Consider the following 26,495-nt stretch of genomic DNA (forward strand, 5'->3'; position numbering starts at 1 on the left):
CCCCGCAGGACGACCGAGACCCCGGTCACGAATGACCACACGGTTGACTCCCGGCGCCGAGGAGTGACCCCTGCGGGGCCCCGAGCCCCCACCCACCGAACCCTAGGCGCGAAACGCGCACCCCCACCCACCGGACAGCCCGCGCAGCACCCGCACCCCCGCCACGCAAACGCTCCACGAAGACATACCCACCCCACCCACAGGGGGTGAACGAGAGCCAAGCCGCAGGGACGCGTAGGCTCGTGGGTCGTGAGGATGGGTGCGAAGCAGGTGGAGTGCGGCGAGCTGGTGTGTGCCGTGCGGGACCTGGTCAAGACGTACCCCGCGGTGCGCGGGCGACGGGGAGCGGCGGGGGCGCCGGCCGTCCGGGCGAGTGACGGGATCAGTCTGGACGTACGGCGCGGTGAGATCTTCGGGCTGCTCGGCCCGAACGGCGCCGGCAAATCGACCCTGGTGCGCCAGCTGACCGGCCTGCTGCGCCCCGATTCCGGCAGTGTCACCGTGCTGGGCCACGACCTCGTCCGGTATCCGGAGCGCGCCGCGCGGCTGCTCGGCTACCTGGGGCAGGAGTCGAGCGCCCTGGACGAGATGACCGTCGCGCTGGCCGTGGAGACCACCGGCCGCCTGCGCGGCCTGACGGCACGGGACGCGCGCGCGGAGCGGGACGCGGTCGTGGAGGAGCTGGGGCTCGGCGACATCACCGGGCGCCCGCTCAAACGCCTTTCCGGGGGCCAGCGCCGCCTCGCATGCTTCGCCGCCGTACTCGTCGGCGAGCGGCCGCTGCTCGTTCTGGACGAGCCGACCACCGGCATGGACCCGGTGGCGCGCCGCGCCGTGTGGGCGGCCGTGGACCGCCGCCGGGCCGAACGCGGCGCCACCGTGCTGCTCGTGACGCACAACGTGATCGAGGCCGAGAGCGTGCTCGACCGGGTCGCGGTGATCGACCGCGGCCGGGTCATCGCCTGCGACACGCCCGGTGGCCTGAAGGGCCTGGTGGGCGAGGAGGTCCGGCTGGAGCTGGTGTGGCGGGAGCGGGCGCCGCTGGACGTGCCCGAGGTGGCCGCCCTCGGCGAGGCCGCGCGGACCAGCGGGCGCCGCTGGACGCTGCGGCTGCCGCCGGACCGCGCGCGGGAGGCGGTGGCCGCCGTGACGGCCGGCCCGGCCTTCGCCGCGCTGGACGACTTCACGCTCGCGACGCCGAGCCTGGAAGATGTGTATCTCGCGCTGGGGGGCCGTACGGAGGAAGGCTTGGTGAAGGCGTGAGCGTGGTTCCCGCCGAGGCGGACGCGGTGCCGGAGACGGCGGCGAAGACGGTGGCGCGGGCCGCGACCGCCGAGGCCGGGGAGGCGACCCGTACGGCGGGCGCACCCGGTGTCGAGGACGCGCCCCGTACCGCCGCCGCGCCGCTGGCGCCCCGGGCGCGCCTGCTGCCGGCGCTGGGCGCCGTCTACCGGGCCCAGCTGTCGCGGGCCCGGGTCGCCCGGATCCCGCTGCTGTTCGTGGCCACCTTCCAGTCCATCGGGATCATGGTCCTGATGCGCGGCGTGGTCGACGGCGGCGACGCCGCCCGGGCCGTCGTCTCGGGCTCCAGCGTGCTGGTCGTGGCGTTCGTGGCGCTGAACCTGCTGGCCCAGTACTTCGGGCAGCTGCGGGCCGGCGGCGGGCTCGACCACTACGCCACGCTGCCGGTGCCGCCCGCCGCCGTGGTGCTCGGCGCGGCGGGGGCGTACGCCTCGTTCACCGCGCCCGGCACGGTGGTCACGGCCGTGACCGGCTGTCTGCTGTTCCAGCTGCCGATGGCGAACCTGTGGGTGCTGATCGCGGTCATCCCGCTGGCCGGGGCCGCCCTCGCCGGGCTCGGCGCCGCGCTCGGCCTGCTCGCGCCCCGCCCTGAACTGGCCACGCTCTGCGGCCAGTTGGGCATGTCGGCGGCCCTGCTGCTGGGCGTGCTGCCGGCCTCCGGGCTGCCCGCGCCGATCTCGTACGCGCGTGATCTGCTGCCGTCCACGTACGGCGTCGAGGCCCTGGCGCGTGGTTTCGACGCCCACCCGGACTGGCTGGCGGTCGTCGCGGACCTGGGCGTCTGCGCGGCTGTCGGTGTGCTGTCGCTGATGGTGGCGACCTGGGCGTACCGCCGGGCGGCCGTACGGTGACGGACCCGGCGGGCCACCGCGCCCGGCCGGACGGGTGCGGGCAGACCGGCGGGAACCGGTCGCGGCCCCGGCCTCCCGCCGACCGCACCGTGTCCACCTGGCACGATGACGGGGTGACCGCACCACAGACGCCGCCCAACGACCAGCCGCCCCATGACCAGCCGGCCGACGGCCGGCCGCACGACCACCAGCCGCCCGAGCGTGCGTACGCCCCCTGGACCGGGGCCGGGACGGCCCAGGGGGCGTACGCCGCTTCGACCACCGAGGGGACTGCCGTGCACGACCGGGCCGAGTTCCGCCGGGAGCTGCGCGAGGCGGTGCTGATCGCGATCGTGGCGACGGTGTGCGGCGTGCTGCTGGGCGTCCTGTGGGCGTGGCTGGCACCGCACGTTCCGCTGGTCGCGGACGGCCGCGGCAATGTCTACCTCAAGAACAGCGAGGGCGAGGAGTCCATCGGCGGGGACGGCACGTTCGTCCTGCTGGGGCTCGGCTTCGGGGTGCTGTGCGCGCTGGCGGCCTTCTTCTACCGCAAGGGCGGCGGCATCCCGCTGGTGGTGGCGCTGACGGTGGGCGGGCTGCTGGGTTCAGTGGTGGCCTGGCGGCTCGGCATGTGGATGGGGCCGACGTCGGACCTGGCGGCCCGGGCCGCCGAGGTCGGCAAGGGCGTCACGTTCGACGCGCCGCTGCGTCTCCAGGCCAAGGGCGCGCTGCTCGCCTGGCCGGTCGGCGCCATGGTCACCCATCTGCTCGTGACCGGCTTCTTCGGCCCCCGCGACCCGGAGCCGCCGCAGCCGGACTGGGCCACCGGGCCGCATCAGGCACCGCCCCCGCCGTCGTCGTCGGACAGCTGACGGACGGCCCCGGACGAGCATCGGGCGGGGGCCCCGCGGGAAGCCCCGGGCGGGTTCACGCGTCCGGGGGAACGGGCCCGCGGCGCGCACGGGCCCGCCCCGGTCACTCAGGCGGGCCGACGCCCGTGGTTGGCCTTGCCCTTCTTGATGCGCCACTTCCGCTTGCGGGTCTTCTTCGACATGGCGTACCTCCTCCACGGGTCGTAGCGGAGGAAACGGAGGGCGTAAAGGCCCCGCACGGTGACGGCCGGGGCGTACGGGACGCATTCGGCCGCGCGGGTCTGCGAAGCGCGCGCCCGCCCTCGGCCGCCCGCGCCCGGCCGTACCCGCTCAGCCGCGCGCGATCTCCGCGAGCGTCGCCCCCGTGAGCTCCCGCAGGTCGTCGGGGGCCAGCTCGACCTCCAGCCCGCGGCGCCCGGCCGACACGCACACCGTGGAGTGCGCGGCGGCCGACGCGTCGATGACCGTGGGCAGCCGCTTGCGCTGGCCGAGCGGCGAAATGCCGCCGCGTACGTAGCCGGTGCTGCGTTCCGCCGCGGCCGGGTCGGCCATCGCGGCGCGCTTGCCGCCGGCCGCGGCGGCCAGGGCCTTGAGGTCGAGGGAGCCGGAGACCGGCACGACGGCGACGGTCAGGGCGCCGTCCACCTCGGCGAGCAGTGTCTTGAAGACCTGGTCGGGGGAGACGCCGAGCGCTTCGGCGGCCTCCTCGCCGTACGAGGGGGCGGCCGGGTCGTGTTCGTACGCGTGCAGGGTGAAGTCGACGCCGGCCTCGGTGAGGGCGACCGTCGCGGGCGTGCCCCCGGCGCCGGCCGGCTGCTTCCCGTTCTTCGCCTGCTTGGTCCGCTTCGGCTTCTTGGACATGTCGTCGCCCTCGTAAGACGTATCGGGGTGGTACGGGCACGGGTCGGTGGGGGTACGGGCGGGACGGCCGCCCGCGCGCTCAGTTCGGGCTGGTCGGGTGGCGGGTCAGGTCCACCGCGGGCAGCGACGGGAGCTTACCGATCACCGCCGTCTCCCGGCGAAGGAGTTCCAGCTCCTGCGTGAGCCGGGCCGCGTTGTCCGGCGCCTCCAGGAGGCGCTGCTTGGCCGGGATGTCGAGCACGGCGGCCGCCGCGACGAGGTACGACAGCACCGACGGCTCGGCGGGCAGGTCCTGGCCGCCGGCCAGCGTGCGCTCGTTCGCCCAGGCCAGCCGCTTCTGGTAGGTACGGAACGCCCGTACGACACCGGAAGCCAGCGCGCCGGCGCCCTCGCCCTCGACCTCCGGCAGCTCCTCCACCTCGCCCATCAGGTAGGGACCCGAGGCGTCCACCGACAGCAGCTTGAAGCGGGTGGTGCCGGTGGCCAGCACCTCGTAACCGGGCGCCTCCGGCCCGCCGCCGGGGGCCGTCCCCGCCGCCTCGGCGTCGGCGTCCTCGTCGGACGCGGGGGCGGAGCCGGGGGTGCCGCTCTTCTCGCGGATGGTCGCCGCGTCCGCCACGCACCCCACCGTGTGGAAGGCGCTGATCGGGTCGGGGCCGAAACCGGCGCCGGGCCCGCCGACGGGCATCGCCGTGCTGTCCGGCAGGCCGGGGGCGGACGGCGCCACCTCGCGGCCGTCGCGGATCGCGACGACCCCGAACCGGCGCTCGTCCTCGGGCAGCGCGAGCAGGTCGCGCATCAGGGCCCGGTACCGCGCCTCGAAGACGTTCAGCGGGAGGACGAGTCCCGGGAACAACACCGAGTTCAGCGGGAAGAGCGGTAGGCGCACGGAGGTCACAGCCCGTAAGCCTAGAGCCTGTGGAGACGGGTGTGGTTCGCGGCCCGCGATCCGGCGCCCGGCGCCGGGGGCGGACGGCCCCCGTACGACGGCCGGGTGGCCCCGGAGCGGGCGCCGGAAACCCGGGGCGCCCGCCCCCACGAGCGGGGACGGCGCCCGGGCCGGGCGTCCGGAAGCCCGCCCCCGCCACGCGCCCCCACGCGCTCCCGCCGCCGCGGCTGCGCCCCCCCCCCGCTACTGCCGCCGCAGCAGCCGCGACGCGCCCGCCGCGACCGTCGTCGCCAGCACCCAGCCCGTCAGAATCATGATCGCGGCCACCCACTGGGACGCGCCGTCCGGCTTCCACGACGAGCCCTGGTAGAGGTCGATCACCGGCAGCAGCAGGTCGAGGGAGTAGAGGTACGGGTTCCAGGGCGGCGCCTCGCCGGGCTTGAGGGCCGGGGGCGGGGACTGGGCGAAGTAGACCGTGCCGAGCGCCCACAGGATCGCCATCCACACCGCGGCCCGCCCCGGCCGGTAGCCGTACGCCACCGTCCAGTCCTGGAGGACGCCCCACGCCTTGGCGGCCAGCGGCAGCGTCTCGCGCCGCCGCCGCTGCTTGGCGAGCAGCACCTCGCGCGCGTCGGAGTCCTCGCCGCTGCGGCGCAGGGCGGCGGCCAGCATCTCGTACGGCTCGGGCGCGTACTCCGGCGTGGCGGCGGCCACCCACTCCAGCCGCCGGGACAGCGGGAAGTGCCCGCGCGGGATCAGCGTCTCGTAGGCGAAGCCCGCCATCCACAGACCGCCCAGCCCCGGCCAGCTCGCCGCCTTGTCGACCAGGTTGACCACCCGCGCGCCCGAGAGGATGACCCGCCCCCGCTGCGGCCGCTCGCCCAGGAAGCGCAGCTCAGGGGTCTGGATGCGGCGCAGCGACAGCTCCTGGTCGGGTTCCATGATGAAGCGGGCCTGCTCGAAGTCGACGGCGTCGCCGAACCGCCCGTCGTCCAGCCGCATCCCGCCCTCGCACTCGAAGCGCTGCATGCGGGTGCCGCGGGTGGGGGTGTGGGCGATGCCGTACGGGGGAGTGGCGGCCGTGCTGGAGAACGGCGAGTTGGCCAGGCCCGCGCCGGTCAGGTACAGCGTGCGCTCGACCGTCATCTGCGGGGCGTTCAGCGCGCGGCGGCCGTACGGGTTGCTGAGCCGGCTGCCGCGCAGGCTCAGCGACACGCCGATCGTCGCGCCGCGCAGCGACAGCTCCCCGTAGGACTCCATCATCTCGGCCTGGAGGTCCTGGGCGACGGTGAGCCCGTCCGCCATCACCGACCGGCCCTGCCGGTCCTTGTGCACCACCGTCTGGTTGAGCAGCAGGTCCGTGCCGATGTGCGCGTCGGTCAGCCGGATGCCGGAGCGCACGACGCAGCGCGGCAGGTGCAGATCGCCCTCGGTGTGCAGGCGGGCCGCCTCGAACCGGGGTATCGCGCAGCCCACCACGCGCAGCGTGGTGAAGCGGCTCTCGGGCAGCACGACCTCGTTCTGGAAGCGGCAGTCGCGCAGCTCCACGAATGGCTTGATCGTGCCGCCCGCAAGGTCGAGAGTGTCGGTGATGTACGCACCCGCCAGTTTCAGTGCGGAGACCCGGCCGGGCTGCGCGGGCGGCCCTTCCAGCAGCAGGAGCGCCAGGATGCGGGCGCGCACCCGCCGCTCCGGGCCCCACCGGAACTGCCCGTGCGGGTCGTCCCTGGCCGGATCGCCGGTGCGCAGATCGCAGGTGCTGCCGTTGCGGAACGCCTGCCACATGCTCCACTCGGCAGGGTTGAGCATCAGCTCCGCAGGCGCGTCGCCCTCCTCCGGCGTGGCCACCTGATTCCCCCTTTCCCCGCTGCTCCCCGCTGTTCCCCGCGCCTCCCGCGCCCCGGGGCGGGTCCGTACGGTCCCGCGTGTGCGGCGCCCGCGTCCAGCCGTTTCCCGTACGCCCGGCGCCCCGTGCGTCAGCCCCGTCACTCCGTACGCCCGTACGAACCCCATGCCCGCTGCGTGACCGTCTCAACACGATCCGTGAGGACCGGTTCCGGCCGGTCTTCCGCCAGGTCCGGTGCGGTCCGCCGTGATCCGGCGCGGTCCGCGTGCTGTGTATCACCGACTGATACGGGCGGCCGCGCCCGGGAACGGGTCTGAGACACTGGAGGGGTGATCTCCCGAATCGATCTGCGCGGTGACGCCCTCCCCGAGGGCGCCGCCCTGCGCGACCTGCTGCCCCGTGCCGAGTTCGACGTGGAAGCCGCCCTGGAGAAGGTGCGGCCCATCTGCGAGGACGTGCGCCATCGTGGGACGGCCGCGCTGATCGAGTACGCCCATCGGTTCGACGGGGTCGCCATCGAGCGCGTACGGGTGCCCGCCGAGGCGCTCCAGCGGGCGCTCGCGGAGCTGGACCCGGCCGTACGGGCCGCCCTGGAGGAGTCGATCCGGCGCGCCCGGATCGTCCACCGCGAACAGCGCCGCACCGACGTCACGACCAAGGTCGTGCCCGGCGGCACGGTCACCGAGCGCTGGGTCCCGGTCGAGCGCGTCGGCCTGTATGTACCCGGTGGCCTGGCGGTCTACCCGTCCTCCGTGGTCATGAACGTCGTCCCGGCCCAGGAGGCGGGCGTCGACGCGGTCGCCGTCACCTCCCCGCCGCAGGCGGAGTTCGGCGGCCTGCCGCACCCGACCATCCTCGCCGCCTGCGCCCTGCTCGGCGTGGACGAGGTGTACGCGGCCGGCGGCGCCCAGGCGATCGCGATGTTCGCGTACGGCACCGAGGAGTGCCGCCCGGTCAACCTGGTCACCGGCCCCGGCAACATCTACGTCGCCGCCGCCAAGCGCCTGCTCAAGGGCCGCATCGGCATCGACGCGGAGGCCGGGCCCACCGAGATCGCGGTCCTCGCGGACGCCACCGCCGACGCCGCGCACGTCGCCGCCGACCTGATCAGCCAGGCCGAGCACGACACGCTGGCCGCCGCCGTCCTGGTCACCGATTCGGCCGAACTGGCCGCGGCCGTCGAGACCGAGCTGAAGACCCAGGTCGCCGCCACGAAGCACACCGAGCGGATCAGCACCGCGCTGGCCGGCCGGCAGTCCGCGATCGTGCTGGTGGACGGCGTGGACGAGGGCCTGAAGGTGGTCGACGCGTACGGCGCCGAGCACCTGGAGATCCAGACCGCCGACGCCTCCGCGGTCGCCGCCCGGGTCCGCAACGCCGGCGCGGTCTTCGTCGGCCCGTACGCCCCCGTCTCGCTCGGCGACTACTGCGCCGGCTCCAACCACGTCCTGCCCACCGGCGGCTGCGCCTGCCACTCCTCGGGCCTGTCCGTCCAGTCCTTCCTGCGCGGCATCCATGTCGTGGACTACAGCCGCGACGCGCTGGCCGAGGTCGCCCACCACGTGGTGACCCTCGCCGAGGCCGAGGACCTCCCGGCCCACGGCGCGGCGCTGAAGGCCAGGTTCGACTGGAAGATCCCGCAGGGCGAGTGAGCGAGCACGTGACGAAGATCGACGACCTTCCCATCCGGGACGAGCTGCGCGGCAAGTCCCCGTACGGCGCGCCGCAGCTGGACGTGCCCGTACGCCTGAACACCAACGAGAACCCGTACCCGCTGCCCGAGCCGCTGGTGCGGCGCATCGCCGAGCGGGTCACCGAGGCCGCCCGCGAGCTGAACCGCTACCCCGACCGGGACGCGGTCGAGCTGCGCACGGCGCTGGCCGCCTATCTGACGCGCACCGGCGGCCACGAGGTCACGCTCGCGAACGTCTGGGCCGCCAACGGCTCCAACGAGGTCATCCAGCAGCTGCTCCAGACCTTCGGCGGCCCTGGCCGCACCGCCATCGGCTTCGAGCCCTCGTACTCGATGCACGGCCTGATCTCCCGCGGCACCGGCACCGGCTGGCTCTCCGGCCCGCGCAACGACGACTTCACCATCGACGTCGAGGCGGCCGTGGCGGCCATCGGCGAGCACCGGCCCGACGTGGTCTTCATCTGCTCGCCCAACAACCCCACCGGCACCGCCGTCGCCGCCGAAACGGTTCTCGCGCTGTACGAGGCCGCGCAGGCGGCCCGCGCGGACACCGGCGGCGCGCTGGTCGTGGTGGACGAGGCGTACGGCGAGTTCAGCCACCGCCCCTCGCTGCTCCCGCTGATCGAGGGCCGCCCCAACCTGGTCGTCTCGCGCACCATGTCCAAGGCGTTCGGCGCCGCCGGCCTGCGCCTGGGCTACCTGGCCGCCGACCCCGCCGTGGTCGACGCCGTCCAGCTCGTCCGCCTGCCGTACCACCTCTCGTCCGTCACCCAGGCCACCGCGCTCGCCGCCCTGGAGCACACCGACACGCTCCTGAAGTACGTCGAGCAGCTCAAGGCCGAGCGCGACCGGCTGGTGGACGAGCTGCGCGCCATCGGCTGCGAGGTGGTGGATTCGGACGCGAACTTCGTCCAGTTCGGGCGGTTCGACGACCAGCACGCCACCTGGCAGGCCATCCTCGACCAGGGCGTCCTGGTCCGTGACAACGGCGTACCGGGCTGGCTGCGGGTCACCGCGGGAACCCCGGCCGAGAACGACGCGTTCCTCGACGCGGTCCGTGCAGTACTGAAGGAGAACCGATGAACCGCGTTGGGCGCGTGGAGCGCACCACGAAGGAGACCTCGGTGCTGGTCGAGATCGATCTCGACGGCACCGGGCAGGTCGATGTGTCGACAGGCGTCGGCTTCTACGACCACATGCTCGACCAGCTCGGCCGGCACGGTCTGTTCGACCTCAAGGTCAAGACCGACGGCGACCTGCACATCGACACCCACCACACCATCGAGGACACCGCCCTCGCGCTGGGCGCCGCCTTCAAGCAGGCCCTCGGCGACAAGGTCGGCATCTACCGCTTCGGCAACTGCACCGTCCCGCTGGACGAGTCGCTGGCCCAGGTGACCGTCGACCTCTCCGGCCGTCCCTACCTGGTGCACACCGAGCCGGAGAACATCGCGCCGATGATCGGCACGTACGACACCACGATGACCCGGCACATCCTGGAGTCCTTCGTGGCGCAGGCGCAGATCGCCCTGCACGTCCACGTCCCGTACGGCCGCAACGCCCACCACATCGTGGAGTGCCAGTTCAAGGCGCTGGCCCGCGCGCTGCGGTATGCCAGCGAGCGCGACCCGCGCGCCGCCGGCATCCTCCCGTCCACCAAGGGAGCGCTGTGAACGGCCTGTCCACCGTCTTCATCGTGCTCGGCCTCTTCCTGCTCGGCGGGCTCTACTCCTTCTGGAAGCAGGGGATGGGCAAGAGCGTGCTCGTCCTGCTGGGCATCGGCTCGGCCATGTGCCTGGCCGCCGGCATTCTCCGTCTGGATGTGTGGAATTGAGTACCGCACCCGCGAAGAAGGTCGTCGTCTTCGACTACGGCTTCGGCAACGTCCGCTCCGCCGAGCGCGCCCTCGCCCACGTCGGCGCCGACGTGGAGATCACCGGTGACTACGACAAGGCGATGAACGCCGACGGGCTGCTCGTCCCCGGCGTCGGCGCCTTCGCCGCCTGCATGAAGGGCCTGCGCGAGGCCCGCGGCGACTGGGTCATCGGCCGCCGCCTGGCCGGCGGCCGCCCCGTCATGGGCATCTGCGTCGGCATGCAGATCCTCTTCTCCCGCGGCATCGAGCACGGCGTGGAGACCGAGGGCATGGACGAGTGGCCCGGCACGGTCGGCCCCCTCAAGGCCGACGTCGTCCCGCACATGGGCTGGAACACCGTCCAGGCCCCGGAGGACTCGCGCCTGTTCGCCGGGCTGCCCGCCGACGCCCGCTACTACTTCGTGCACTCCTACGCCGTACGCGACTGGGAGCTGGAAGTCGGCAACCCCAACATGCGCGCGCCCAAGGTCACGTGGGCCACGCACGGCGAGCCGTTCGTGGCCGCCGTCGAGAACGGCCCGCTGTGGGCCACCCAGTTCCACCCCGAGAAGTCCGGCGACGCCGGCGCCCAGCTGCTGTCCAACTGGACCCAGACCCTCTAGGACCCTCCGCGATGAGCAAGCTCGAACTCCTCCCCGCCGTCGACGTCCGCGACGGCCAGGCGGTCCGCCTCGTGCACGGCGAGTCCGGCTCCGAGACCTCCTACGGCGACCCGCTCCAGGCCGCGCTGGCCTGGCAGCGCGCGGGCGCCGAGTGGCTGCACCTGGTCGACCTCGACGCGGCGTTCGGCACCGGCGACAACCGCACGCGGATCGCCGAGGTGGCCCGCTCGATGGACATCAAGGTCGAACTGTCCGGCGGCATCCGCGACGACGCCTCCCTGGAGGCCGCGCTCGCCACCGGCTGCACGCGCGTCAACCTCGGTACGGCGGCCCTGGAGACCCCCGAGTGGGTCGCCAAGGTCATCGCCGAGCACGGCGACAAGATCGCGGTCGGCCTGGACGTCCGCGGCACCACGCTGCGCGGCCGCGGCTGGACCCGCGACGGCGGCGACCTCTACGAGACGCTGGCCCGCCTGGACTCCGAGGGCTGCGCCCGCTACGTCGTCACCGACATCAACAAGGACGGCACCCTCCAGGGCCCCAACCTGGAGCTGCTGCGCAACGTGTGCGCCGCGACCGACAAGCCGGTCGTCGCCTCCGGCGGCGTCTCCTCCCTTGATGACCTCCGCGCGATCGCCACCCTGGTACCGGAAGGCGTCGAGGGCGCCATCGTCGGCAAGGCGCTCTACGCCAAGGCGTTCACCCTGGAAGAGGCATTGGAGGCCGTGTCGTCATGACCATCGAGCGCGCGCAGACCGACAGTCCCTGGGAAGAGATCATCGGATTCGCGCGCGCCGTGGCGGCCGGCGACCGCGTCCTGGTCGCCGGCACGATGCCACTGGTCGACGGCGTGCTGTACGGGGAGGGCGACCCGTACGAGCAGACCAAGGTCGCCTTCTCCAACGCGCTGGCCGCCCTGGAGCCCTTCGGGCTGGGCGCCGGCGCGGTCATCCGCACCCGCATGTACCTGACCCACGCGCGGGACGTGGACGCGGCGGCCCGCGCCCACAAGGAACTCTTCGACGCCGTACGGCCCGCCGCGACCCTGGTCGTGGTCTCCGGCTTCGCCGACTCGCGCGTACTGGTCGAAGTCGAACTGGAAGCATTCAGAGAGGCCACGAGCACATGACCCTGGCGGTCCGAGTCATCCCCTGCCTGGACGTGGACAACGGCCGGGTCGTCAAGGGCGTCAACTTCAAGAACCTGCGCGACGCCGGCGACCCCGTCGAAATGGCCAAGATCTACGGCCAGGAAGGCGCCGACGAGCTGACCTTCCTCGACATCACGGCCTCCTCCGGCAACCGCGAGACCACCTACGACGTGGTCCGCCGCACCGCCGAACAGGTCTTCATCCCGCTCACGGTCGGCGGCGGCGTCCGCACCCCCGAGGACGTCGACAAACTCCTGCGCGCCGGCGCGGACAAGGTCGGCGTCAACACCGCCGCCATCGCCCGCCCCGACCTGATCCGCGAGATCGCCGAACGCTTCGGCAGCCAGGTCCTGGTCCTGTCCGTCGACGCCCGCCGCACCGGAACCGGCTCCTTCGAGGTCACCACGCACGGCGGCCGCCGCGGCACCGGCATCGACGCCGTCGAATGGGCCCACCGCGCCGCCGACCTCGGCGCCGGCGAGATCCTCCTGAACTCCATGGACGCCGACGGCACCAAGGACGGCTACGACACGGAGATGATCGCCGCCGTCCGCAAACACGTCACCGTCCCCGTCATCGCCAGCGGCGGCGCGGGCCGCCTGGCCGACTTCCCGCCCGCCGTCGAGGCCGGCGCGGACGCGGTGCTGGCCGCGTCCGTCTTCCACTTCGGGGACCTGCGGATCGGCGAGGTGAAGGAGACGCTGCGGGGGGCGGGGCATCCGGTGCGGTGAGGGGCGTGCGCGGGGCGCGCGTGGGGTGGCGCACGTCCGGTTCACTCCTGGTAGTGAATCTGGTAGTGATCAAGGTGGCGCCGGGTCTAGCCTGCGCATATGCCTGGAATCACGATTGAGTTCACCGAGGAAGAGCTGTCCGAGCTGCGCGCCGAGGCCAAGGAGCAGGGCGTCGCGATCAAACGGCTGGCGCACGGGATACTGACCGAGAGCGTGGTGCGGCGGCGGCAGCGGCAGAAGTTCGTCGAAGGCGCGAGCGACAAGTTCGCGGCTCTGGCGCCCGAGTTCCTCGACTCCTTCGAGGCGGGGGACCGATGATCCTTGCCATCGACGCCGGCTGGATCCTGGGAATCCAGGCCAGCCACGTCCCCAGCGACCCGCGTCTGCGGGACTGGGGCGCGCTGCACGCCGTCGTGGAAAGGCACCGGTTCGAGAGGTTCGCAGGCGAGGTCTATTACGAGGAGACTCCGACACGCGCCGCCACGCTACTCGAAACCATGGTGCTCCTGCGGCCGTTCGAGGACTACAACGGCATCATCGGAGCTGCGTGCGCCTGGACGTACATGGAGGATTCCGGCGAGGACATTGCGCCACCCCCAGGCGCGATGTCGCAACTGGTACGCGACCTCCGTGAGAAGCGGACGGACCTGCTGGATGCCGCGCGTCGGCTGCGGAGCTGGAAATCTTAGGAGGTGCGGCCCGCGTGGTAAGTGACCGCGCGGGCCGCCGCGCGTAACGGGCCTATCGGGACAGTCGCTGCCCGATTCCCCCGTGGTGCTTGTGTTCATGGTCGGGGGCTCCCTACCGTTCTCGCGTTCGGATCCCGGACGCCCACCGGAAGGGAACCCGCCATGATGTTTTCCCCGACAGGCCGCCACCGAGCCCCGCGTCGCCGCAGCGGTGCGGGCCGATTACTCACCCGCGCCTCGACCGCGGCCGCCACCCTCGCGCTGCCGGTCGTCGGCGCGTCCGTCGCCTCCGCCGCGGACGGCGGGACGTACACCGTCGCCCCCGGCGACAGCCTCTCCGAGATCGCCGCGAAGCACGGCGTCAAGGGCGGCTGGACGAAGCTCTACGCGAGCAACCGGTCCGCGGTCGGCGGTGATCCGGACCTGGTCAAGGTCGGTACGAAACTGAAGCTGAGCGGTACGGCCGCCACCCCGCAGCGGCACGTCTCGCGCTCCGCCGACCGGCCCGCCGTGCGTGCCGCGGCCGGTGACGCCGTACGGCCCGTCAGCGGCGGCACGCTCACCGCCGGGTTCGGGGCCTCGGGAGGCCGTTGGGCACGCGGGCACACGGGGCAGGACTTCGCCGTGCCGGTGGGGACCGCCGTACGGGCCGCCCGCGGCGGGACCGTGGTGAAGGCCGGCTGGGGCGGCGCGTACGGGTACGAGGTCGTCATCCGGCATCACAGCGGCTCGTACACGCAGTACGCGCACCTCTCGCAGATCCGGGTGCCGGTGGGCAGCTCCGTGGACGCCGGTGAGCGCATCGGGCGGTCCGGTGCCACCGGCAACGTCACCGGACCGCACCTGCACTTCGAGGTCCGGGCCACCCCGGACTACGGGTCCGCGGTGGACCCGATGGCCTGGCTGCGCCGGCACGGCGCGTTCGATTAGGCGGTGGCTCTCGCCTCACCGCCTGCCCTTGCGGGCCGCCCGTACGTACTCCCGGTTCATCCTGGTGATGCTGAACAGCGGGATGCCCTTCGGGCAGGCGGTGGCGCACTCCCCGGTGAGGGTGCAGCCGCCGAAGCCCTCCTCGTCCATCGTGGACACCATGTCCAGGACCCGCGACTCGCGTTCGGGCGCGCCCTGGGGCAGCACGTTGAGATGGTTGACCTTGGCCGAGGTGAACAGCATGGCCGAGCCGTTCGGGCAGGCGGCCACGCACGCGCCGCAGCCGATGCACTCGGCGTGCTCGAAGGCGGTGTCCGCGTCCGGCTTCGGTACGGGTGTGGCGTGCGCCTCGGGCGCGGCGCCGGTCGGCGCGGTGATGTAGCCGCCGGACTGGATGATCCGGTCGAAGGCGGAGCGGTCCACGACCAGGTCCCGTACGACGGGGAAGGCCGCCGCGCGCCACGGCTCGACGTCGATGGTGTCGCCGTCCCGGAAGGAGCGCATGTGGAGCTGGCAGGTCGTGGTGCGCTCCGGGCCGTGTGCCTCGCCGTTGATCACCAGGCTGCACGCGCCGCAGATGCCCTCGCGGCAGTCGTGGTCGAAGGCGACCGGGTCGTCGCCCTTGAGGATGAGTTCTTCGTTGAGGGTGTCGAGCATCTCCAGGAACGACATGTCGGGCGAGATGCCGTCCACGTCGTAGGTGGTCATGCCGCCGTCGGCGCCGGCGTCGCGCTGGCGCCAGACGCGCAGGGTGAGCTTCATGCGTAGCTCCGCTGGGTGGGGTGGACGTACTCGAAGACCAGGTCTTCCTTGTGCAGGACGGGAGCGGTGCCGGTGCCGGTGAACTCCCAGGCGGCGGCGTAGGAGAACTCCTCGTCGCGGCGGGCGGCCTCGCCGTCGGGGGTCTGCGACTCCTCGCGGAAGTGGCCGCCGCACGACTCGGTGCGGTGCAGCGCGTCGAGGCACATCAGCTCGGCCAGCTCCAGGTAGTCGACGATGCGGTTGGCCTTCTCCAAGGACTGGTTCAGCTCCCGGCCGGTGCCGGGCACCTTGATGCGGCGCCAGAACTCCTCGCGGATCTGGGGGATGCGGTCCAGCGCCTTGCGCAGACCGGTTTCCGTACGGGCCATGCCGCACAGCTCCCACATCAGCTCGCCCAGTTCGCGGTGGAAGGAGTCGGGGGTGCGGTCGCCGTCGACGGCCAGGAGGAGGTTGAGCTGGTCCTCGGTCCGGGCCAGTGCCTCCTGGACGGCGGGGTGGTCGGTGGTGACCTCGTCGTGGTGCGGGTTGCGGGCCAGGTAGTCGTTGATGGTCGACGGCAGGACGAAGTAGCCGTCGGCCAGGCCCTGCATGAGCGCGGACGCGCCGAGCCGGTTGGCGCCGTGGTCGGAGAAGTTGGCCTCGCCGATGGCGAACAGGCCGGGGACGGTGGTCTGGAGGTCGTAGTCGACCCAGAGGCCGCCCATCGTGTAGTGCACGGCGGGGTAGATCCGCATCGGGACCTCGTACGGATTCTCCGCGGTGATCCGCTCGTACATGTCGAAGAGGTTGCCGTACTTCTCCTCGACGGCCTTGCGGCCCATCCGGGCGATGGCGTCCGCGAAGTCCAGGTAGACGCCCTGGCCGCCGGGGCCGACGCCGCGTCCTTCGTCGCACACGTTCTTGGCCGCGCGGGAGGCGATGTCGCGGGGGACGAGGTTGCCGAAGGAGGGGTAGATCCGCTCCAGGTAGTAGTCGCGCTCGTCCTCGGGGATCTCGGCGGGCGGACGTGTGTCGCCCTTGGCCTTCGGGACCCAGATGCGGCCGTCGTTGCGCAGCGACTCGCTCATCAGCGTCAGCTTGGACTGGTGGTCGCCGGTGCGCGGGATGCAGGTGGGGTGGATCTGGGTGAAGCAGGGGTTGGCGAAGTACGCGCCGCGCCGGTGCGCCCGCCAGATCGCGGTGGCGTTGGAGTTCATGGCGTTGGTCGACAGGTAGAACACGTTGCCGTAGCCGCCGGAGGCGAGGACGACGGCGTCCGCGAAGTAGGTGTCGATCCGGCCGGTGATCAGATCGCGGGCGACGATGCCGCGCGCCCGTCCGTCGATGACGATCAGGTCGAGCATCTCCGTACGCGGGTGCATCTCGACGTTGCCGGCGGCGATCTGCCGGGAGAGTGCCTGGTAGGCGCCGAGCAGCAGTTGCTGCCCGGTCTGGCCACGGGCGTAGAACGTACGGGAGACCTGGACGCCGCCGAAGGAACGGGTGTCGAGCAGACCGCCGTACTCCCGGGCGAACGGCACGCCCTGGGCCACGCACTGGTCGATGATCTCCACGGAGATCTGCGCCAGGCGGTGCACATTGGACTCGCGGGCCCGGAAGTCGCCGCCCTTGACGGTGTCGTAGAACAGGCGGTGCACCGAGTCGCCGTCGTTGCGGTAGTTCTTCGCCGCGTTGATGCCGCCCTGCGCGGCGATCGAGTGGGCGCGGCGCGGCGAGTCCTGGTAGCAGAACTGCACCACGTGGTAGCCCTGTTCGGCGAGCGTGGCGCCCGCCGAGCCGCCGGCCAGGCCGGTGCCGACGACGATGACGGTGTGCTTGCGGCGGTTGGCCGGGTTGACCAGCTTGGCCCGGAAGCGGCGGGTGTCCCAGCGCTCGGCGACCGGGCCCCCGGGCGCCTTGGTGTCGGCGACCGGCTCCCCGGTCCGGTAATCGGTGTACGTGGTCATGGTCAGCTCACTGCTCCGGTCACGACGGCCACCGGTACGGCGACGAAGCCCGCCGTCAGCACCAGGGCGAGGAGGTTGGCGACGGTCTTGAGCGCCCGGTCCCGGGCGGCGCTGCCCACGCCCAGCGTCTGCGCGGCGCTCCAGAACCCGTGCCGGACGTGCAGGCCGAGGGCGAGCATCGCCACGATGTAGAGCGTGGTGACGGGCCAGCGGTCGAAGGACGCGATCAGGTTCTCGTACGGGTGTCCGGCCTCGGCGTGCGGGTTCACCGTCAGCGTCGTCAGGTCGAGGATGTGCCAGACGATGAACAGCGCGAGGATGACGCCGCCCCAGCGCATGGTGCGGGTGGCGTAGCTGGTGCGCGCCTTCTTGTGCACGTACCCGCTCGGCCGCGCCTTGATGTCGCGGCGGCTGAGCTGGAAGGCGGCCACTCCGTGGGTCAGCACGGCGGCCAGCAGCACCACCCGCGCGATCCACAGGAACCACTCGTGGTGCAGGAAGGGTTCGCCGACGGTCCGCAGCCAGTGCGCGTAGCCGTTGAACTCGTCGGGGCCGAAGAAAATCTTGAGGTTGCCCATCATGTGCGCGACCAGGTACAGCAGCATCACCACGCCGCTGACCGCCATCGCGGTCTTCTTGCCGACGGTCGAGCGCCACAGCAGGCCCGCGAAGGACGGCCGCCGATCCGTCCGGGTGTCCAGTGCCATGGGTCCCGACGGTAGGGACCGACCGGCCCATCAGTCCAAGACATGGAACAGCTCATCTCCATAGCCGCTGCCTATCGACGCCTATCATCGGCCGTATGCAGCTCCAGCAGCTCCGCTACTTCGCGGCGGTCGCCGACACCCGCCACTTCACCCGCGCCGCCGAACGCGAGCACGTCGCACAGCCCTCGCTGTCGCAGCAGATCAGAGCCCTGGAACGGGAGCTGGGCGCCGAACTGTTCCACCGGGCGCGCGGCCACATCACCCTCACCGACGCGGGCCGTACGCTGCTGCCGCTGGCCCGCCGCATCCTCGCCGACACCGAGACAGCGCGGCGCGAGGTGCAGGAGGTGGCGCAGCTGCGGCGCGGCCGGCTGCGGCTCGGCGCGCCGCCGAGCCTGTGCGCGAGCCTGGTCCCGGACGTGCTGAGCGTCTTCCACACCGCGTACCCGGGCGTGGACCTGGTCGTCCACGAGGACGGTTCGCAGGATCTCGTACGGGTCCTGGCGGCCGGCGAACTGGACCTCGCGCTCATCATCACCCCGCTCCCGGAGCAGGCCCCGGCGCTGGCCACCGCCGAACTGCTGCGGGAGGAACTGGTCGTGGTCTCGGCGCCGGACCGTCCGGCCCCGGCGCGGCGCGGGCGCCGGCTGCGCGTCGAAGACCTCCGGGACCACCCGCTGGCGATGTTCCGGCGCGGCTACGACCTGCGGGAGTTCACCGTGGCGGCCTGCCGCGCGGCCGGCTTCGAGCCGGTCTTCACCGTCGAGGGCGGCGAGATGGACGCGGTACTGGGGTTCGTCCGCGCCGGGCTGGGCGTCGCGGTGGTGCCCAGCATGGTCGCCGAACGCTCCGGACTGCGCGTCACCCGCTTCGCCACCCCCGACATGCACCGGGTGATCTCGGTGGCCCACCGGGGAGATGTCTCGCCGCCGCGGGCCGCCCGCGAACTCCGGCGCATTCTGCTGGGGCATCTGGGGCTGGAGATGCCCGGTGAGTGACGGTGTCCGGCGCATCGGTGGCGGTTTCTGATCCCCTGCGAGGGGGCGGTTTCCGGCCACGCGGAAGCAGGGGTGCGCGCGTCCGTACGGAGCGGCGCGCAGGTGGCAGGGGGCGCGAACCGGCGTGCGACACAGTGGTCCCAAGGTGAACAGACCGTTTTCGGGCAGAAGCAGGGGCGACCATTGCGCTTTCTACGTTTGCGGCGCTAAAAAAGCTGCATTCGCCCAATCGGCGGAACCGCAATGGATTTACGGGGGGAAGATCCGAAAATGCCGATGTTGCTGGAAGATGTGTACGCGGGAGCGCCGACCGTAAAATCGGGACGGCATCTCACCACCGTCAACGAATTCACCGACCAATCACCCGCACTCCGCCCCGAGGTGCTCGCCGAGGCGACCCGGCGGCTGGTCGAACTGGGGGACTTCGAGGCCGGGAAGATCCTGGTCGAGGAGGACAAGGGCGCCATCCTCGGCAGCGCGGTCTCGCTGGCCGTGGGACTGCCGCTCGCGGTGGCCCGCTGGTACACCTACGACCTGGGCGGCCACGGCATCTCGGTGCCCATCGACAGCGAATACTTCACGGGCACGCTCTACATCAACGGCGTCGAACCGGGGGACCGGGTGACGATCGTCGACGACACGATCAGCACCGGCGGCACCCTCGTCGCCCTGATCGAGGCCGTCCGGGCGGCCGGCGCACGGGTCGAGGAAGTCCTGGTGGCGGTGGAGAAGCCGGAGAACGGCGGCCGCGAGCGGATCGCCGCCCGCTTCGGCATCGCGGTCCGCTCGGTCATCCGCATCGCCGTCGACCCGGGCACCGGGCGCGTCGTCGTCCTGGGCTGAGGCCGTACGGGAAACAGCGCCGCACACCGGCGCACCGCCTTTCCCCGGCGTTCCCACATTTTCCCGCACGCCGGAGCACAACCGTCCACGCCCGCCCGAGGAGTTTTGTGTGAGCACGACCGATCCCGGCGCCGAGACCGGCCGCACGGAATTGTACGAACTACGCCGCATCGCCGAGCCGGGAGCCGCCCGGATATTCGCCAAGTGTGAATTCCGCAATCCCACCGGCAGTCACAAGGACCGGGTCTTCTCCTACATGATCGACGAGCTGGAGAAAGCCGGGACGATCAGCCCCGGAATGACCCTGGTCGAATGCTCGACCGGAAACGGCGGTGCCGCGCTGTCCCGGGTCGGCGCACAACGCGGATATCGCATCGTCATCATCATGCCGGAAGGCATGACCGAGGAACGCAGGAAACAGATCGCGTCATGGGGCGGCACGGTCGTCGAGACCTCCGCGGACGGCTTCCTGCTGGAGGGCGAGGAGACCGCCCGGCGGTACACGGCCGAAAACCCCGGCAGCCACTTCCTCGACCAGTCCACCAATGACCTCAACTGGCGCGCGTGGCGCTCCTGCGGCCACGAGATCGTCACCGAGCTGCGCGCGGCCGGCCGGACCCCCGGCCACTTCATCTGCTCCCTCGGCACCGGCGGCACCTTCACCGGCATCGCCGACGTCCTCAAGGACGCCCACCCCGGCCTGCGCACCTGGGCCGTCGAGGTGGACCGCTCGGCCGCCCTCCACGCCAAGCGCAACGGCCTGCCCTTCGAGCACCACACCCACAACCTGATGGGCCTGGGCCCGGGCAAGGTCCCCTCCAACCTGCGCGAGGAACTCGTCGACGAGGTCGAACTGATCACCGGCGACGACGGCTGGAGCACCATGAAACGCCTCATCGCCGAGGAGGGCCTGCCCGTCGGGCCCACCGCGGGCGGCAACGTCTTCGCCGCCCAGCGGCTGGCCAGGAAGCTGCCGCCGGAAGAGGTCGTGGTCACCGTGCTGTTCGACTCCGCCTGGAAGTACTTCAGCATCTGGGACGGCCGGTACGACCGTTACCGTACGGAGCCGGACTCATGACCGCCGAGCGCCGGGCCGTGGGGGGCCCGGACGCCGCGAGCCGCCGGGCCACCGGGGAGCCCGGCGGCACCGCGGAACCCGGCGGCATCGCGGAGCGCCTGGCCGCCGTCGCCCGCCGCCTCGGCCTGGCCTGCGAGCGGGCCGGGGCGGCGCCCCGGGACGTGCGGTTCGTCGCCGTCAGCAAGTTCCACGGCACGCCCGCGCTCACCGCCGCCCTGGAAGCAGGCCACCGCCACTACGGCGAGAGCCGCGTACAGGAGGCCCGGCGCAAGTGGCCGCCGCTCCAGGAGCGCTACCCCGGCACCCGCCTCCACCTCATCGGCCCGCTCCAGACCAACAAGGCCGCCGCGGCCGTCGGGACGTTCGACGTCCTGCACAGCCTGGACCGCCCCCGCCTCGCCGCGGCCCTGGCCACCGCCATGGAGCGCACGGGCCGCCGCCCGGACTGCTTCGTGCAGGTCAACACCGGCGGCGAAGCGCACAAGAGCGGCGTTCCGGCAGCCGAGGCGGACGCGTTCGTCAAGGAGTGCGTGGGCACGTACGGGCTGCCCGTCGTCGGCCTGATGTGCATCCCGCCCTACGGCGGCGACCCCCGTCCGCACTTCCGGCTGCTGCGCGCCCTGGCCGCCGAACAGGGCCTGCGGCAGCTCAGTATGGGGATGAGCGCCGACTTCGAGACCGCGGTGGCGGAGGGCGCGACCACGGTCCGGGTCGGCGAGGCGGTCTTCGGGCCGCGCCCGCGTCCCTGAGGAGCCACCGTGGCCGCGCTGTTCGTCTTCAGTCTCTTCTCCGCGCTGGTGGACGTCTTCGCCTCCGAGCGCCTGCAACACGTGGACCCGGGGAGCGTGGCGGCGGTCGCCTTCACGCTCACCGGGGCGTTCTTCTGCCTGCTCACCGTCGTACGGCTGCGTCCGGCCCGGCTCCGCGCCGTCATCCGGGCGCACGCCGCCGACCTGGCCGTCCTCAACATCACCACCGCCGTCACCTGGCTGACCCTGCTGTACGCCCTCAAGCTCATGGAACCGGCCGTCGCCAATGTCGTGTCCATCGCCATCGGCCCGGCCTGCACCGTCCTCCTCCAGTTCCTGTGGTGGAAGCGGGACCGCGTCCTGCCGGGCGAACTCCTGTCCGCGCTGGGCATCCTGCTCACCCTGGCCGGCCTGGTCTGGGCGTCGCTGGACGGCCGCAGCGGCGTGGGGGACCGCGCCGCGCTCGCCATGACGCTGGGCCTGTGCGCCGCGGTCGCCTCCGGCGCCGGCGGGGCCGCCAACGTCGTCTTCTCCGCCCGCCTGGGCGCCGCCGGGGTGGACGTGCCCACCGTCATGGGCCTGCGGTTCGCCCTGGTGGCGGCCGTCGGCTGGACGCTGGCCGCGTTCTCCGGCACCGAGCAGCTGGGCCGGGCGCTGGTGCCGGGCGCGGTGGTGGCCGTCATCGGCGTCTCGATCCCCGCGTACCTGGTGCAGATCGGGGTGCGGAAGGTGACCCCGATGACCGCCGCCATGATCTGCTCGCTCGCCCCGGGCCTGACCCTCCTGATCCAGCTGGCCGACGACCGGCTGACGTTCTCGGTGCCGTCGGCCGCCGGCATCGCCGTGATCACCGTCTTCATCGCGTTCGGGCTGCTGGCCCGGCGGGGCGCGCCCCCGGCCGCGGCGGTCCAGGAAGGCACACCCCATGCAGTGTCTGATCGTTGACGCCTACTCCACCGGCCGCTTCCTGCCGGCCGCCCTCGCCGAACGCGGTGTCAAGTGCGTCCATGTGCAGAGTTCGCCGGACATCCCCGACTTCCTCCGGCGCACCTTCCCGCAGGGCGCCTTCACCGAGACCCTGATGTACGACGGCGACCTGGAGGCGCTGCTGGAGGCGGTCCGCCCGTCCGCCCCCGCCTTCGTCCTCCCCGGCAACGAGACCGCCGTCGACCTCACCGACACCCTCGCCCGCCGCCTCGGCCTGCCCGGCAACGTCCCGGACGAGCGGCGGATACGGCGCGACAAGTACGACATGGCCATGGCCGTACGGGCCCACGGGCTGCGTGCCCCCGACACCCTGCGCACCTCCCGCTTCGACACCGCCTACGCCTGGGCCCGGGCGCACGGCCGGTGGCCGCTGGTGGTCAAGCCCGCCGACAGCGCGGGCACCGACAACGTCTTCTTCTGCGCCGACCCGGTCGAGCTGTGCACCGCCTTCAACCACATCCTCGGTTCGCCCAACGTCCAGGGCGCCCGCAACAAGACCGTCGTCCTCCAGGAACGCCTGGCCGGAACCGAGTACTTCGCCAACACCGTCAGCGTCGACGGACGCCACCACATCGCGGAGATCTGGCGCTACCACAAGCGGCGCGGCCGCGGCGGGGCGGCGATCTACGACTACGAGGAGCCGCTGACCCCGGACGACCCCGCTGCCGCCGCCCTCAGGCCGTACCTCCTGGGCGTCCTGGACGCGCTCGGGGTACGGCACGGGCCCGCCCACTCCGAGGTCATGCTGACCGACGAGGGGCCCGTCCTGATCGAGACCGGCGCCCGGCTGGCCGGCAGCATCCTGCCGCACGTGGTCAGCCGCTGCTTCGGCACCGACCACGTGGAGCTGACGGCCCTGGCCGCCAGTGACCCGGCCGCCTTCGCCGCCCGCACCGCGGTCCCGGCCGAGCCCCGCACCGGGCTGCGCTACGTCTCGCTGATCTCCCCGTTCACCGGGCGGCTGACCTCCCTGGACGGGTTCGAGCGGCTGCGCGACCTGCCGTCGTACGCCGATCACTTCCTCGGCGTCCGGGCGGGCGACTACCTCAGCCCCACCGTCGACTCCACGACCTCGCCCGGCGTCTGCTACCTCCTGCACGAGGACGCGCGGCAGATCGAGGCGGACTACCGGCGGCTGCGCGCGCTGGAACTCCAGGAGCCGGGCGGCCTTTACGAGATCGCGCGGACCAGGTGAGCAACCCGGGGGGAGGGCCCGGGGTGCGGCGATCAGCGCCCCGGGCTCACAGCCCCAGCGAGGCCTCCAGCACCCTGGCCACCGCGTCCTTGTCCCCGTCCAGCTCGACATCGGCCGCCGACTGCCGCCCGTAGACGAACAGCACCAGCTCGCCCGGCCCGCCGGTGGCCGTGACGACCGGGGTGCCGCGGTGGGCCACCGCGGTCTGGCCGTTCGGGCGGCGCAGCACCAGCCCCACCGGCGACTTGCGGCCCAGCACCCGCGCCATCTTCTCCAGGCGCGACCACAGCGCGTCCGAGAAGACCGGGTCCAGCTCGCGCGGCGTCCAGTCCGGCTGCGCCCGCCGTACGTCCTCGGCGTGCACATAGAACTCGACGGTGTTCGACGCCTCGTCGATCTGCTTGAGCGCGAACGGCGACATCCGGGGCGGGCCGGTCCGGATCAGCCGCACCAGCTCGTCGTACGGCTTCGCGGCGAACTCCCGCTGCACCCGCTCCAGACGGCCCGCCAGCGGCTTGATCAGCAGGCCGCCGGCCGCGTCCGCGCGCCGCTCGCGCACCACCACGTGGGCGGCGAGGTCGCGGGCCGTCCAGCCCTCGCACAGTGTCGGCGCGTCGGGCCCGGCACCCTCCAGCAGGTCCGCCAGCAGCAGCCGTTCACGGTTCGCATGGGTCGACATGGGGCCAGCCTACGGGCGGGCGCCGACCGGTGCCACGGTGCCGCGCGGCCCTGTCGCGCCGGATGTGTCCGGATCGCGTCGCGGGCACCGCGGCCGCACCGCCTCAGCTCCGCAGCAGCAGGACGGCGGCGACCACCAGCCCGGCGACGAAGATCGCGAGCAGCACCACCGACGCGACCTTCGCCGTGCGGTCGGCGTCCGGAGGCGGCGGCTGGCGGGTCATGGGTGCAGCATGCCGTACGCCGCCCGCTCGCGTGCGCCGACGGGACAGCCCCGGCGGCGCACACTGCCCGGCGCACGCGGCCCGGCGCACGGGTGGCCCGCCGCACGGCACAATGGGGCCATGAGCAGCCGCGTCCTGGATTCCCAGCTCGACCCCGCCGTCGCCGCCCGCCTCAAGCGCGACGCCGACGGCCTGGTCCCCGCCATCGCCCAGCAGTACGACACCGGCGAGGTGCTGATGCTCGGCTGGATGGACGACGAGGCGCTGCACCGCACGCTCACCACCGGCCGCTGCACGTACTGGAGCCGCAGCCGTCAGGAGTACTGGGTCAAGGGCGACACGTCCGGCCACGTCCAGCACGTGAAGTCCGTCGCCCTGGACTGCGACGCGGACACGATCCTGGTGAAGGTCGACCAGGTCGGCGCGGCCTGCCACACCGGCGCCCGCACCTGCTTCGATGAGGATGTGCTCAGCGAAGGGCAGTAGGCTCCGCGCCATGACCTCGGGAACCACCGGCACCGCCACACCGGACCTGGAGAACTTCCGTACGCTCGCGAAGGACCGCCGGGTCATTCCCGTCACCCGGCGCCTGCTCGCCGACGGCGACACCCCGGTGGGCCTCTACCGCAAGCTGGCCGCCGAACGGCCGGGCACCTTCCTGCTCGAATCGGCCGAAAACGGCCGCACCTGGTCCCGCTACTCCTTCATCGGCGTGCGCAGCGCCGCCACCCTGACCGTGCGCGACGGGCAGGCCCACTGGCTGGGCACCCCGCCGGTCGGCGTGCCCACCGACGGCGACCCGCTGGCCGCGCTGCGCGCCACCGTCGAGGCCCTGCACACCCCCCGGGACCTCATGGAGGGCCAGGGCCTGCCGCCGTTCACCGGCGGCATGGTCGGCTACCTCGGCTACGACATCGTGCGCCGGCTGGAGAAGATCGGCGACAGTACCGCGGACGACCTAGGGCTGCCCGAGCTGACCATGCTGCTCACCTCCGACCTGGCCGTACTGGACCACTGGAACGGCACGGTCCTGCTGATCGCCAACGCCATCAACCACAACGACCTGGAAACGGGCGTGGACGAGGCGTACGCGGACGCCGTGGCCCGCCTGGACACCATGGCCTACGACCTGGCCCGCCCGGCCCCCGCGAGCGCCGCGGCCCTGCCGCCGTCCGAACTGCCCCCGTACACGGCGAAGTGGGGCGGCGCGTCGTACCAGGAGGCGGTCGAGGACATCAAGGAGCGCATCCGCGCGGGCGACGCCTTCCAGGTCGTACCGTCCCAGCGCTTCGAAACCGCCTGCACCGCCTCGGCGTTGGACGTCTACCGGGTGCTGCGCGCCACCAACCCCAGCCCGTACATGTACCTGCTGCGCTTCGAGGACGGCGTCGACGTGGTCGGCTCCAGCCCGGAGGCGCTGGTCAAGGTGGAGGACGGGCGGGCCACGCTGCACCCCATCGCCGGCACCCGGCCGCGCGGCGCGAGCGTCCCGGAGGACCAGGCCCTGGCCGACGAGCTGATGGCCGACCCCAAGGAGCGCGCCGAGCATCTGATGCTCGTCGACCTCGGCCGCAACGACCTGGGCCGGGTCTGCGAACCCGGCAGCGTCGAGGTCGTCGACTTCATGTCCATCGAGCGCTACAGCCACGTCATGCACATCGTCTCCACGGTGACCGGCCGGCTGGCGCCCGGCCGCACCGCCTTCGACGTGCTCACCGCCTGCTTCCCGGCGGGCACCCTCTCCGGCGCCCCCAAGCCGCGCGCGATGCAGATCATCGAGGAACTGGAGCCCAGCCGACGCGGCCTGTACGGCGGCTGCGTCGGCTACCTGGACTTCGCCGGGGACTCCGACACCGCCATCGCGATCCGCACCGCGCTGCTGCGCGACGGCACGGCGTACGTCCAGGCGGGCGCGGGCGTCGTCGCGGACTCCGACCCGGTGGCGGAGGACACGGAGTGCCGCAACAAGGCGGCGGCGGTGCTGCGGGCGGTGCACACGGCCAATGGGCTGGGTGCCTGAGCCGGGCCGCTACGAGGCTGTGGGGCTGGCGCCCGGG

The 26,495-nt window shown here is 72.7% G+C and carries 30 protein-coding genes; 22 read left to right on the forward strand and 8 right to left on the reverse strand.

What is annotated here, in order from left to right; translation table 11 throughout:
- Positions 1–255: 255 nt before the first annotated feature.
- From CP973_RS11225 to CP973_RS11235, 3 genes are all read left to right on the forward strand, one after another.
- A complete protein-coding gene (locus tag CP973_RS11225) occupies positions 256–1,263 on the forward strand; it encodes an ABC transporter ATP-binding protein (protein WP_150243441.1) in 1,008 nt (335 codons plus the stop codon).
- 50 nt (positions 1,264–1,313) lie between these two features.
- Entirely contained in the window at positions 1,314–2,153 is an 840-nt protein-coding gene (locus tag CP973_RS11230) for an ABC transporter permease (protein WP_150243443.1), read from the forward strand.
- A gap of 113 nt (positions 2,154–2,266) precedes the next feature.
- Positions 2,267–3,004, forward strand: coding sequence for an ABC transporter permease family protein (locus tag CP973_RS11235; RefSeq protein ID WP_150239801.1), 738 nt, complete (start codon positions 2,267–2,269; stop codon positions 3,002–3,004).
- Positions 3,005–3,111: 107 nt separating this feature from the next.
- On the opposite strand, the gene CP973_RS41925 is transcribed toward CP973_RS11235, so the two are convergent.
- The 4 genes from CP973_RS41925 to CP973_RS11250 all read right to left on the reverse strand — a co-directional run bounded on the left by CP973_RS41925 (position 3,112) and on the right by CP973_RS11250 (position 6,563).
- The gene (locus CP973_RS41925) at positions 3,112–3,186 is read right to left on the reverse strand and encodes a hypothetical protein (protein ID WP_465270599.1); all 75 of its coding nucleotides are present in this window, start codon (positions 3,184–3,186) and stop codon (positions 3,112–3,114) included.
- Positions 3,187–3,334: 148 nt separating this feature from the next.
- A complete protein-coding gene (gene ybaK / locus CP973_RS11240; protein WP_150239802.1) occupies positions 3,335–3,865 on the reverse strand; it encodes a Cys-tRNA(Pro) deacylase in 531 nt (176 codons plus the stop codon).
- 79 nt (positions 3,866–3,944) lie between these two features.
- Positions 3,945–4,763 (reverse strand): LON peptidase substrate-binding domain-containing protein, encoded by an 819-nt coding sequence (locus CP973_RS11245; RefSeq protein WP_150239804.1) that lies wholly within the window; start codon positions 4,761–4,763, stop codon positions 3,945–3,947.
- A 234-nt stretch (positions 4,764–4,997) separates the two neighbouring features.
- Positions 4,998–6,563 carry an oxidoreductase gene (locus CP973_RS11250; RefSeq protein WP_244409816.1) on the reverse strand — a complete coding sequence of 522 codons (1,566 nt, stop codon included), beginning with the start codon at positions 6,561–6,563 and terminating at the stop codon, positions 4,998–5,000.
- Positions 6,564–6,929: 366 nt separating this feature from the next.
- Between CP973_RS11250 and hisD the strand changes: the two genes are divergently transcribed.
- The 11 genes from hisD (at position 6,930) to CP973_RS11300 (ending at position 14,271) form a co-directional block, all read left to right on the forward strand.
- A complete protein-coding gene (hisD, locus tag CP973_RS11255) occupies positions 6,930–8,252 on the forward strand; it encodes a histidinol dehydrogenase (RefSeq protein ID WP_150239808.1) in 1,323 nt (440 codons plus the stop codon).
- A gap of 8 nt (positions 8,253–8,260) precedes the next feature.
- Positions 8,261–9,376 (forward strand): histidinol-phosphate transaminase, encoded by a 1,116-nt coding sequence (locus CP973_RS11260; protein WP_150239810.1) that lies wholly within the window; start codon positions 8,261–8,263, stop codon positions 9,374–9,376.
- Positions 9,373–9,966 (forward strand): imidazoleglycerol-phosphate dehydratase HisB, encoded by a 594-nt coding sequence (hisB, locus tag CP973_RS11265; protein WP_003984418.1) that lies wholly within the window; start codon positions 9,373–9,375, stop codon positions 9,964–9,966. Before CP973_RS11260 ends, hisB begins: the two co-directional genes overlap by 4 nt.
- Positions 9,963–10,127: a hypothetical protein gene (locus CP973_RS39955; RefSeq protein ID WP_003984417.1), complete on the forward strand. Its 165-nt coding sequence runs from the start codon at positions 9,963–9,965 to the stop codon at positions 10,125–10,127. The genes hisB and CP973_RS39955 overlap by 4 nt, the downstream gene beginning before the upstream one ends.
- Complete coding sequence (gene hisH, locus CP973_RS11270; protein ID WP_150239812.1) at positions 10,118–10,771, forward strand: imidazole glycerol phosphate synthase subunit HisH; 654 nt, start codon at positions 10,118–10,120, stop codon at positions 10,769–10,771. Before CP973_RS39955 ends, hisH begins: the two co-directional genes overlap by 10 nt.
- Positions 10,772–10,782: 11 nt before the next feature.
- Complete coding sequence (priA, locus tag CP973_RS11275; RefSeq protein ID WP_150239815.1) at positions 10,783–11,508, forward strand: bifunctional 1-(5-phosphoribosyl)-5-((5-phosphoribosylamino)methylideneamino)imidazole-4-carboxamide isomerase/phosphoribosylanthranilate isomerase PriA; 726 nt, start codon at positions 10,783–10,785, stop codon at positions 11,506–11,508.
- Positions 11,505–11,900, forward strand: coding sequence for a Rid family hydrolase (locus CP973_RS11280; RefSeq protein WP_150239817.1), 396 nt, complete (start codon positions 11,505–11,507; stop codon positions 11,898–11,900). The genes priA and CP973_RS11280 overlap by 4 nt, the downstream gene beginning before the upstream one ends.
- Complete coding sequence (gene hisF / locus CP973_RS11285) at positions 11,897–12,652, forward strand: imidazole glycerol phosphate synthase subunit HisF (protein ID WP_150239819.1); 756 nt, start codon at positions 11,897–11,899, stop codon at positions 12,650–12,652. The genes CP973_RS11280 and hisF overlap by 4 nt, the downstream gene beginning before the upstream one ends.
- Positions 12,653–12,751: 99 nt before the next feature.
- On the forward strand, positions 12,752–12,970 hold the full coding sequence (locus tag CP973_RS11290; protein ID WP_150239821.1) for a hypothetical protein: 219 nt from the start codon (positions 12,752–12,754) through the stop codon (positions 12,968–12,970).
- Positions 12,967–13,341 carry a hypothetical protein gene (locus tag CP973_RS11295; protein ID WP_150239823.1) on the forward strand — a complete coding sequence of 125 codons (375 nt, stop codon included), beginning with the start codon at positions 12,967–12,969 and terminating at the stop codon, positions 13,339–13,341. Before CP973_RS11290 ends, CP973_RS11295 begins: the two co-directional genes overlap by 4 nt.
- 162 nt (positions 13,342–13,503) lie before the next feature.
- Positions 13,504–14,271: a M23 family metallopeptidase gene (locus CP973_RS11300; protein WP_208853169.1), complete on the forward strand. Its 768-nt coding sequence runs from the start codon at positions 13,504–13,506 to the stop codon at positions 14,269–14,271.
- Positions 14,272–14,286: 15 nt separating this feature from the next.
- On the opposite strand, the gene CP973_RS11305 is transcribed toward CP973_RS11300, so the two are convergent.
- Genes CP973_RS11305 through CP973_RS11315 form a run of 3 tightly spaced genes read right to left on the reverse strand, consistent with a single transcriptional unit; the run spans position 14,287 to position 17,686 of the window.
- Positions 14,287–15,033, reverse strand: a complete 747-nt coding sequence (locus tag CP973_RS11305; protein WP_150239825.1) for a succinate dehydrogenase/fumarate reductase iron-sulfur subunit — start codon at positions 15,031–15,033, stop codon at positions 14,287–14,289.
- Positions 15,030–16,979 carry a fumarate reductase/succinate dehydrogenase flavoprotein subunit gene (locus tag CP973_RS11310; RefSeq protein ID WP_150239827.1) on the reverse strand — a complete coding sequence of 650 codons (1,950 nt, stop codon included), beginning with the start codon at positions 16,977–16,979 and terminating at the stop codon, positions 15,030–15,032. The genes CP973_RS11305 and CP973_RS11310 overlap by 4 nt, the downstream gene beginning before the upstream one ends.
- A 2-nt stretch (positions 16,980–16,981) precedes the next feature.
- The gene (locus CP973_RS11315) at positions 16,982–17,686 is read right to left on the reverse strand and encodes a succinate dehydrogenase cytochrome b subunit (protein WP_150239829.1); all 705 of its coding nucleotides are present in this window, start codon (positions 17,684–17,686) and stop codon (positions 16,982–16,984) included.
- A gap of 95 nt (positions 17,687–17,781) precedes the next feature.
- Between CP973_RS11315 and CP973_RS11320 the strand changes: the two genes are divergently transcribed.
- The 6 genes from CP973_RS11320 to CP973_RS11345 all read left to right on the forward strand — a co-directional run bounded on the left by CP973_RS11320 (position 17,782) and on the right by CP973_RS11345 (position 23,536).
- Positions 17,782–18,684 carry a LysR family transcriptional regulator gene (locus CP973_RS11320; protein WP_150239831.1) on the forward strand — a complete coding sequence of 301 codons (903 nt, stop codon included), beginning with the start codon at positions 17,782–17,784 and terminating at the stop codon, positions 18,682–18,684.
- Positions 18,685–18,954: 270 nt separating this feature from the next.
- Positions 18,955–19,527, forward strand: coding sequence for a phosphoribosyltransferase family protein (locus CP973_RS11325; RefSeq protein ID WP_150239833.1), 573 nt, complete (start codon positions 18,955–18,957; stop codon positions 19,525–19,527).
- Between the two features lie 109 nt (positions 19,528–19,636).
- Entirely contained in the window at positions 19,637–20,605 is a 969-nt protein-coding gene (locus tag CP973_RS11330) for a cysteine synthase family protein (protein ID WP_150239835.1), read from the forward strand.
- Positions 20,602–21,354, forward strand: coding sequence for a YggS family pyridoxal phosphate-dependent enzyme (locus CP973_RS11335; protein ID WP_150239837.1), 753 nt, complete (start codon positions 20,602–20,604; stop codon positions 21,352–21,354). Before CP973_RS11330 ends, CP973_RS11335 begins: the two co-directional genes overlap by 4 nt.
- 9 nt (positions 21,355–21,363) lie before the next feature.
- The gene (locus CP973_RS11340; protein WP_150239839.1) at positions 21,364–22,299 is read left to right on the forward strand and encodes an EamA family transporter; all 936 of its coding nucleotides are present in this window, start codon (positions 21,364–21,366) and stop codon (positions 22,297–22,299) included.
- Positions 22,280–23,536: an ATP-grasp domain-containing protein gene (locus CP973_RS11345; protein WP_150239841.1), complete on the forward strand. Its 1,257-nt coding sequence runs from the start codon at positions 22,280–22,282 to the stop codon at positions 23,534–23,536. The genes CP973_RS11340 and CP973_RS11345 overlap by 20 nt, the downstream gene beginning before the upstream one ends.
- A gap of 46 nt (positions 23,537–23,582) precedes the next feature.
- Here CP973_RS11345 and CP973_RS11350 read toward each other — a convergent pair whose 3' ends face one another.
- Positions 23,583–24,215, reverse strand: coding sequence for a TIGR03085 family metal-binding protein (locus CP973_RS11350; RefSeq protein WP_150239843.1), 633 nt, complete (start codon positions 24,213–24,215; stop codon positions 23,583–23,585).
- A gap of 343 nt (positions 24,216–24,558) precedes the next feature.
- Here CP973_RS11350 and hisI point away from each other — a divergent pair, with 343 nt between their 5' ends.
- The gene (gene hisI / locus CP973_RS11355) at positions 24,559–24,924 is read left to right on the forward strand and encodes a phosphoribosyl-AMP cyclohydrolase (RefSeq protein ID WP_030681867.1); all 366 of its coding nucleotides are present in this window, start codon (positions 24,559–24,561) and stop codon (positions 24,922–24,924) included.
- A gap of 10 nt (positions 24,925–24,934) precedes the next feature.
- Positions 24,935–26,458 (forward strand): anthranilate synthase component I, encoded by a 1,524-nt coding sequence (locus CP973_RS11360; protein ID WP_150239845.1) that lies wholly within the window; start codon positions 24,935–24,937, stop codon positions 26,456–26,458.
- Positions 26,459–26,495: the final 37 nt, after the last annotated feature.

Source organism: Streptomyces albofaciens JCM 4342 (assembly GCF_008634025.1).
Taxonomy (GTDB): Bacteria; Actinomycetota; Actinomycetes; order Streptomycetales; family Streptomycetaceae; genus Streptomyces; species Streptomyces albofaciens.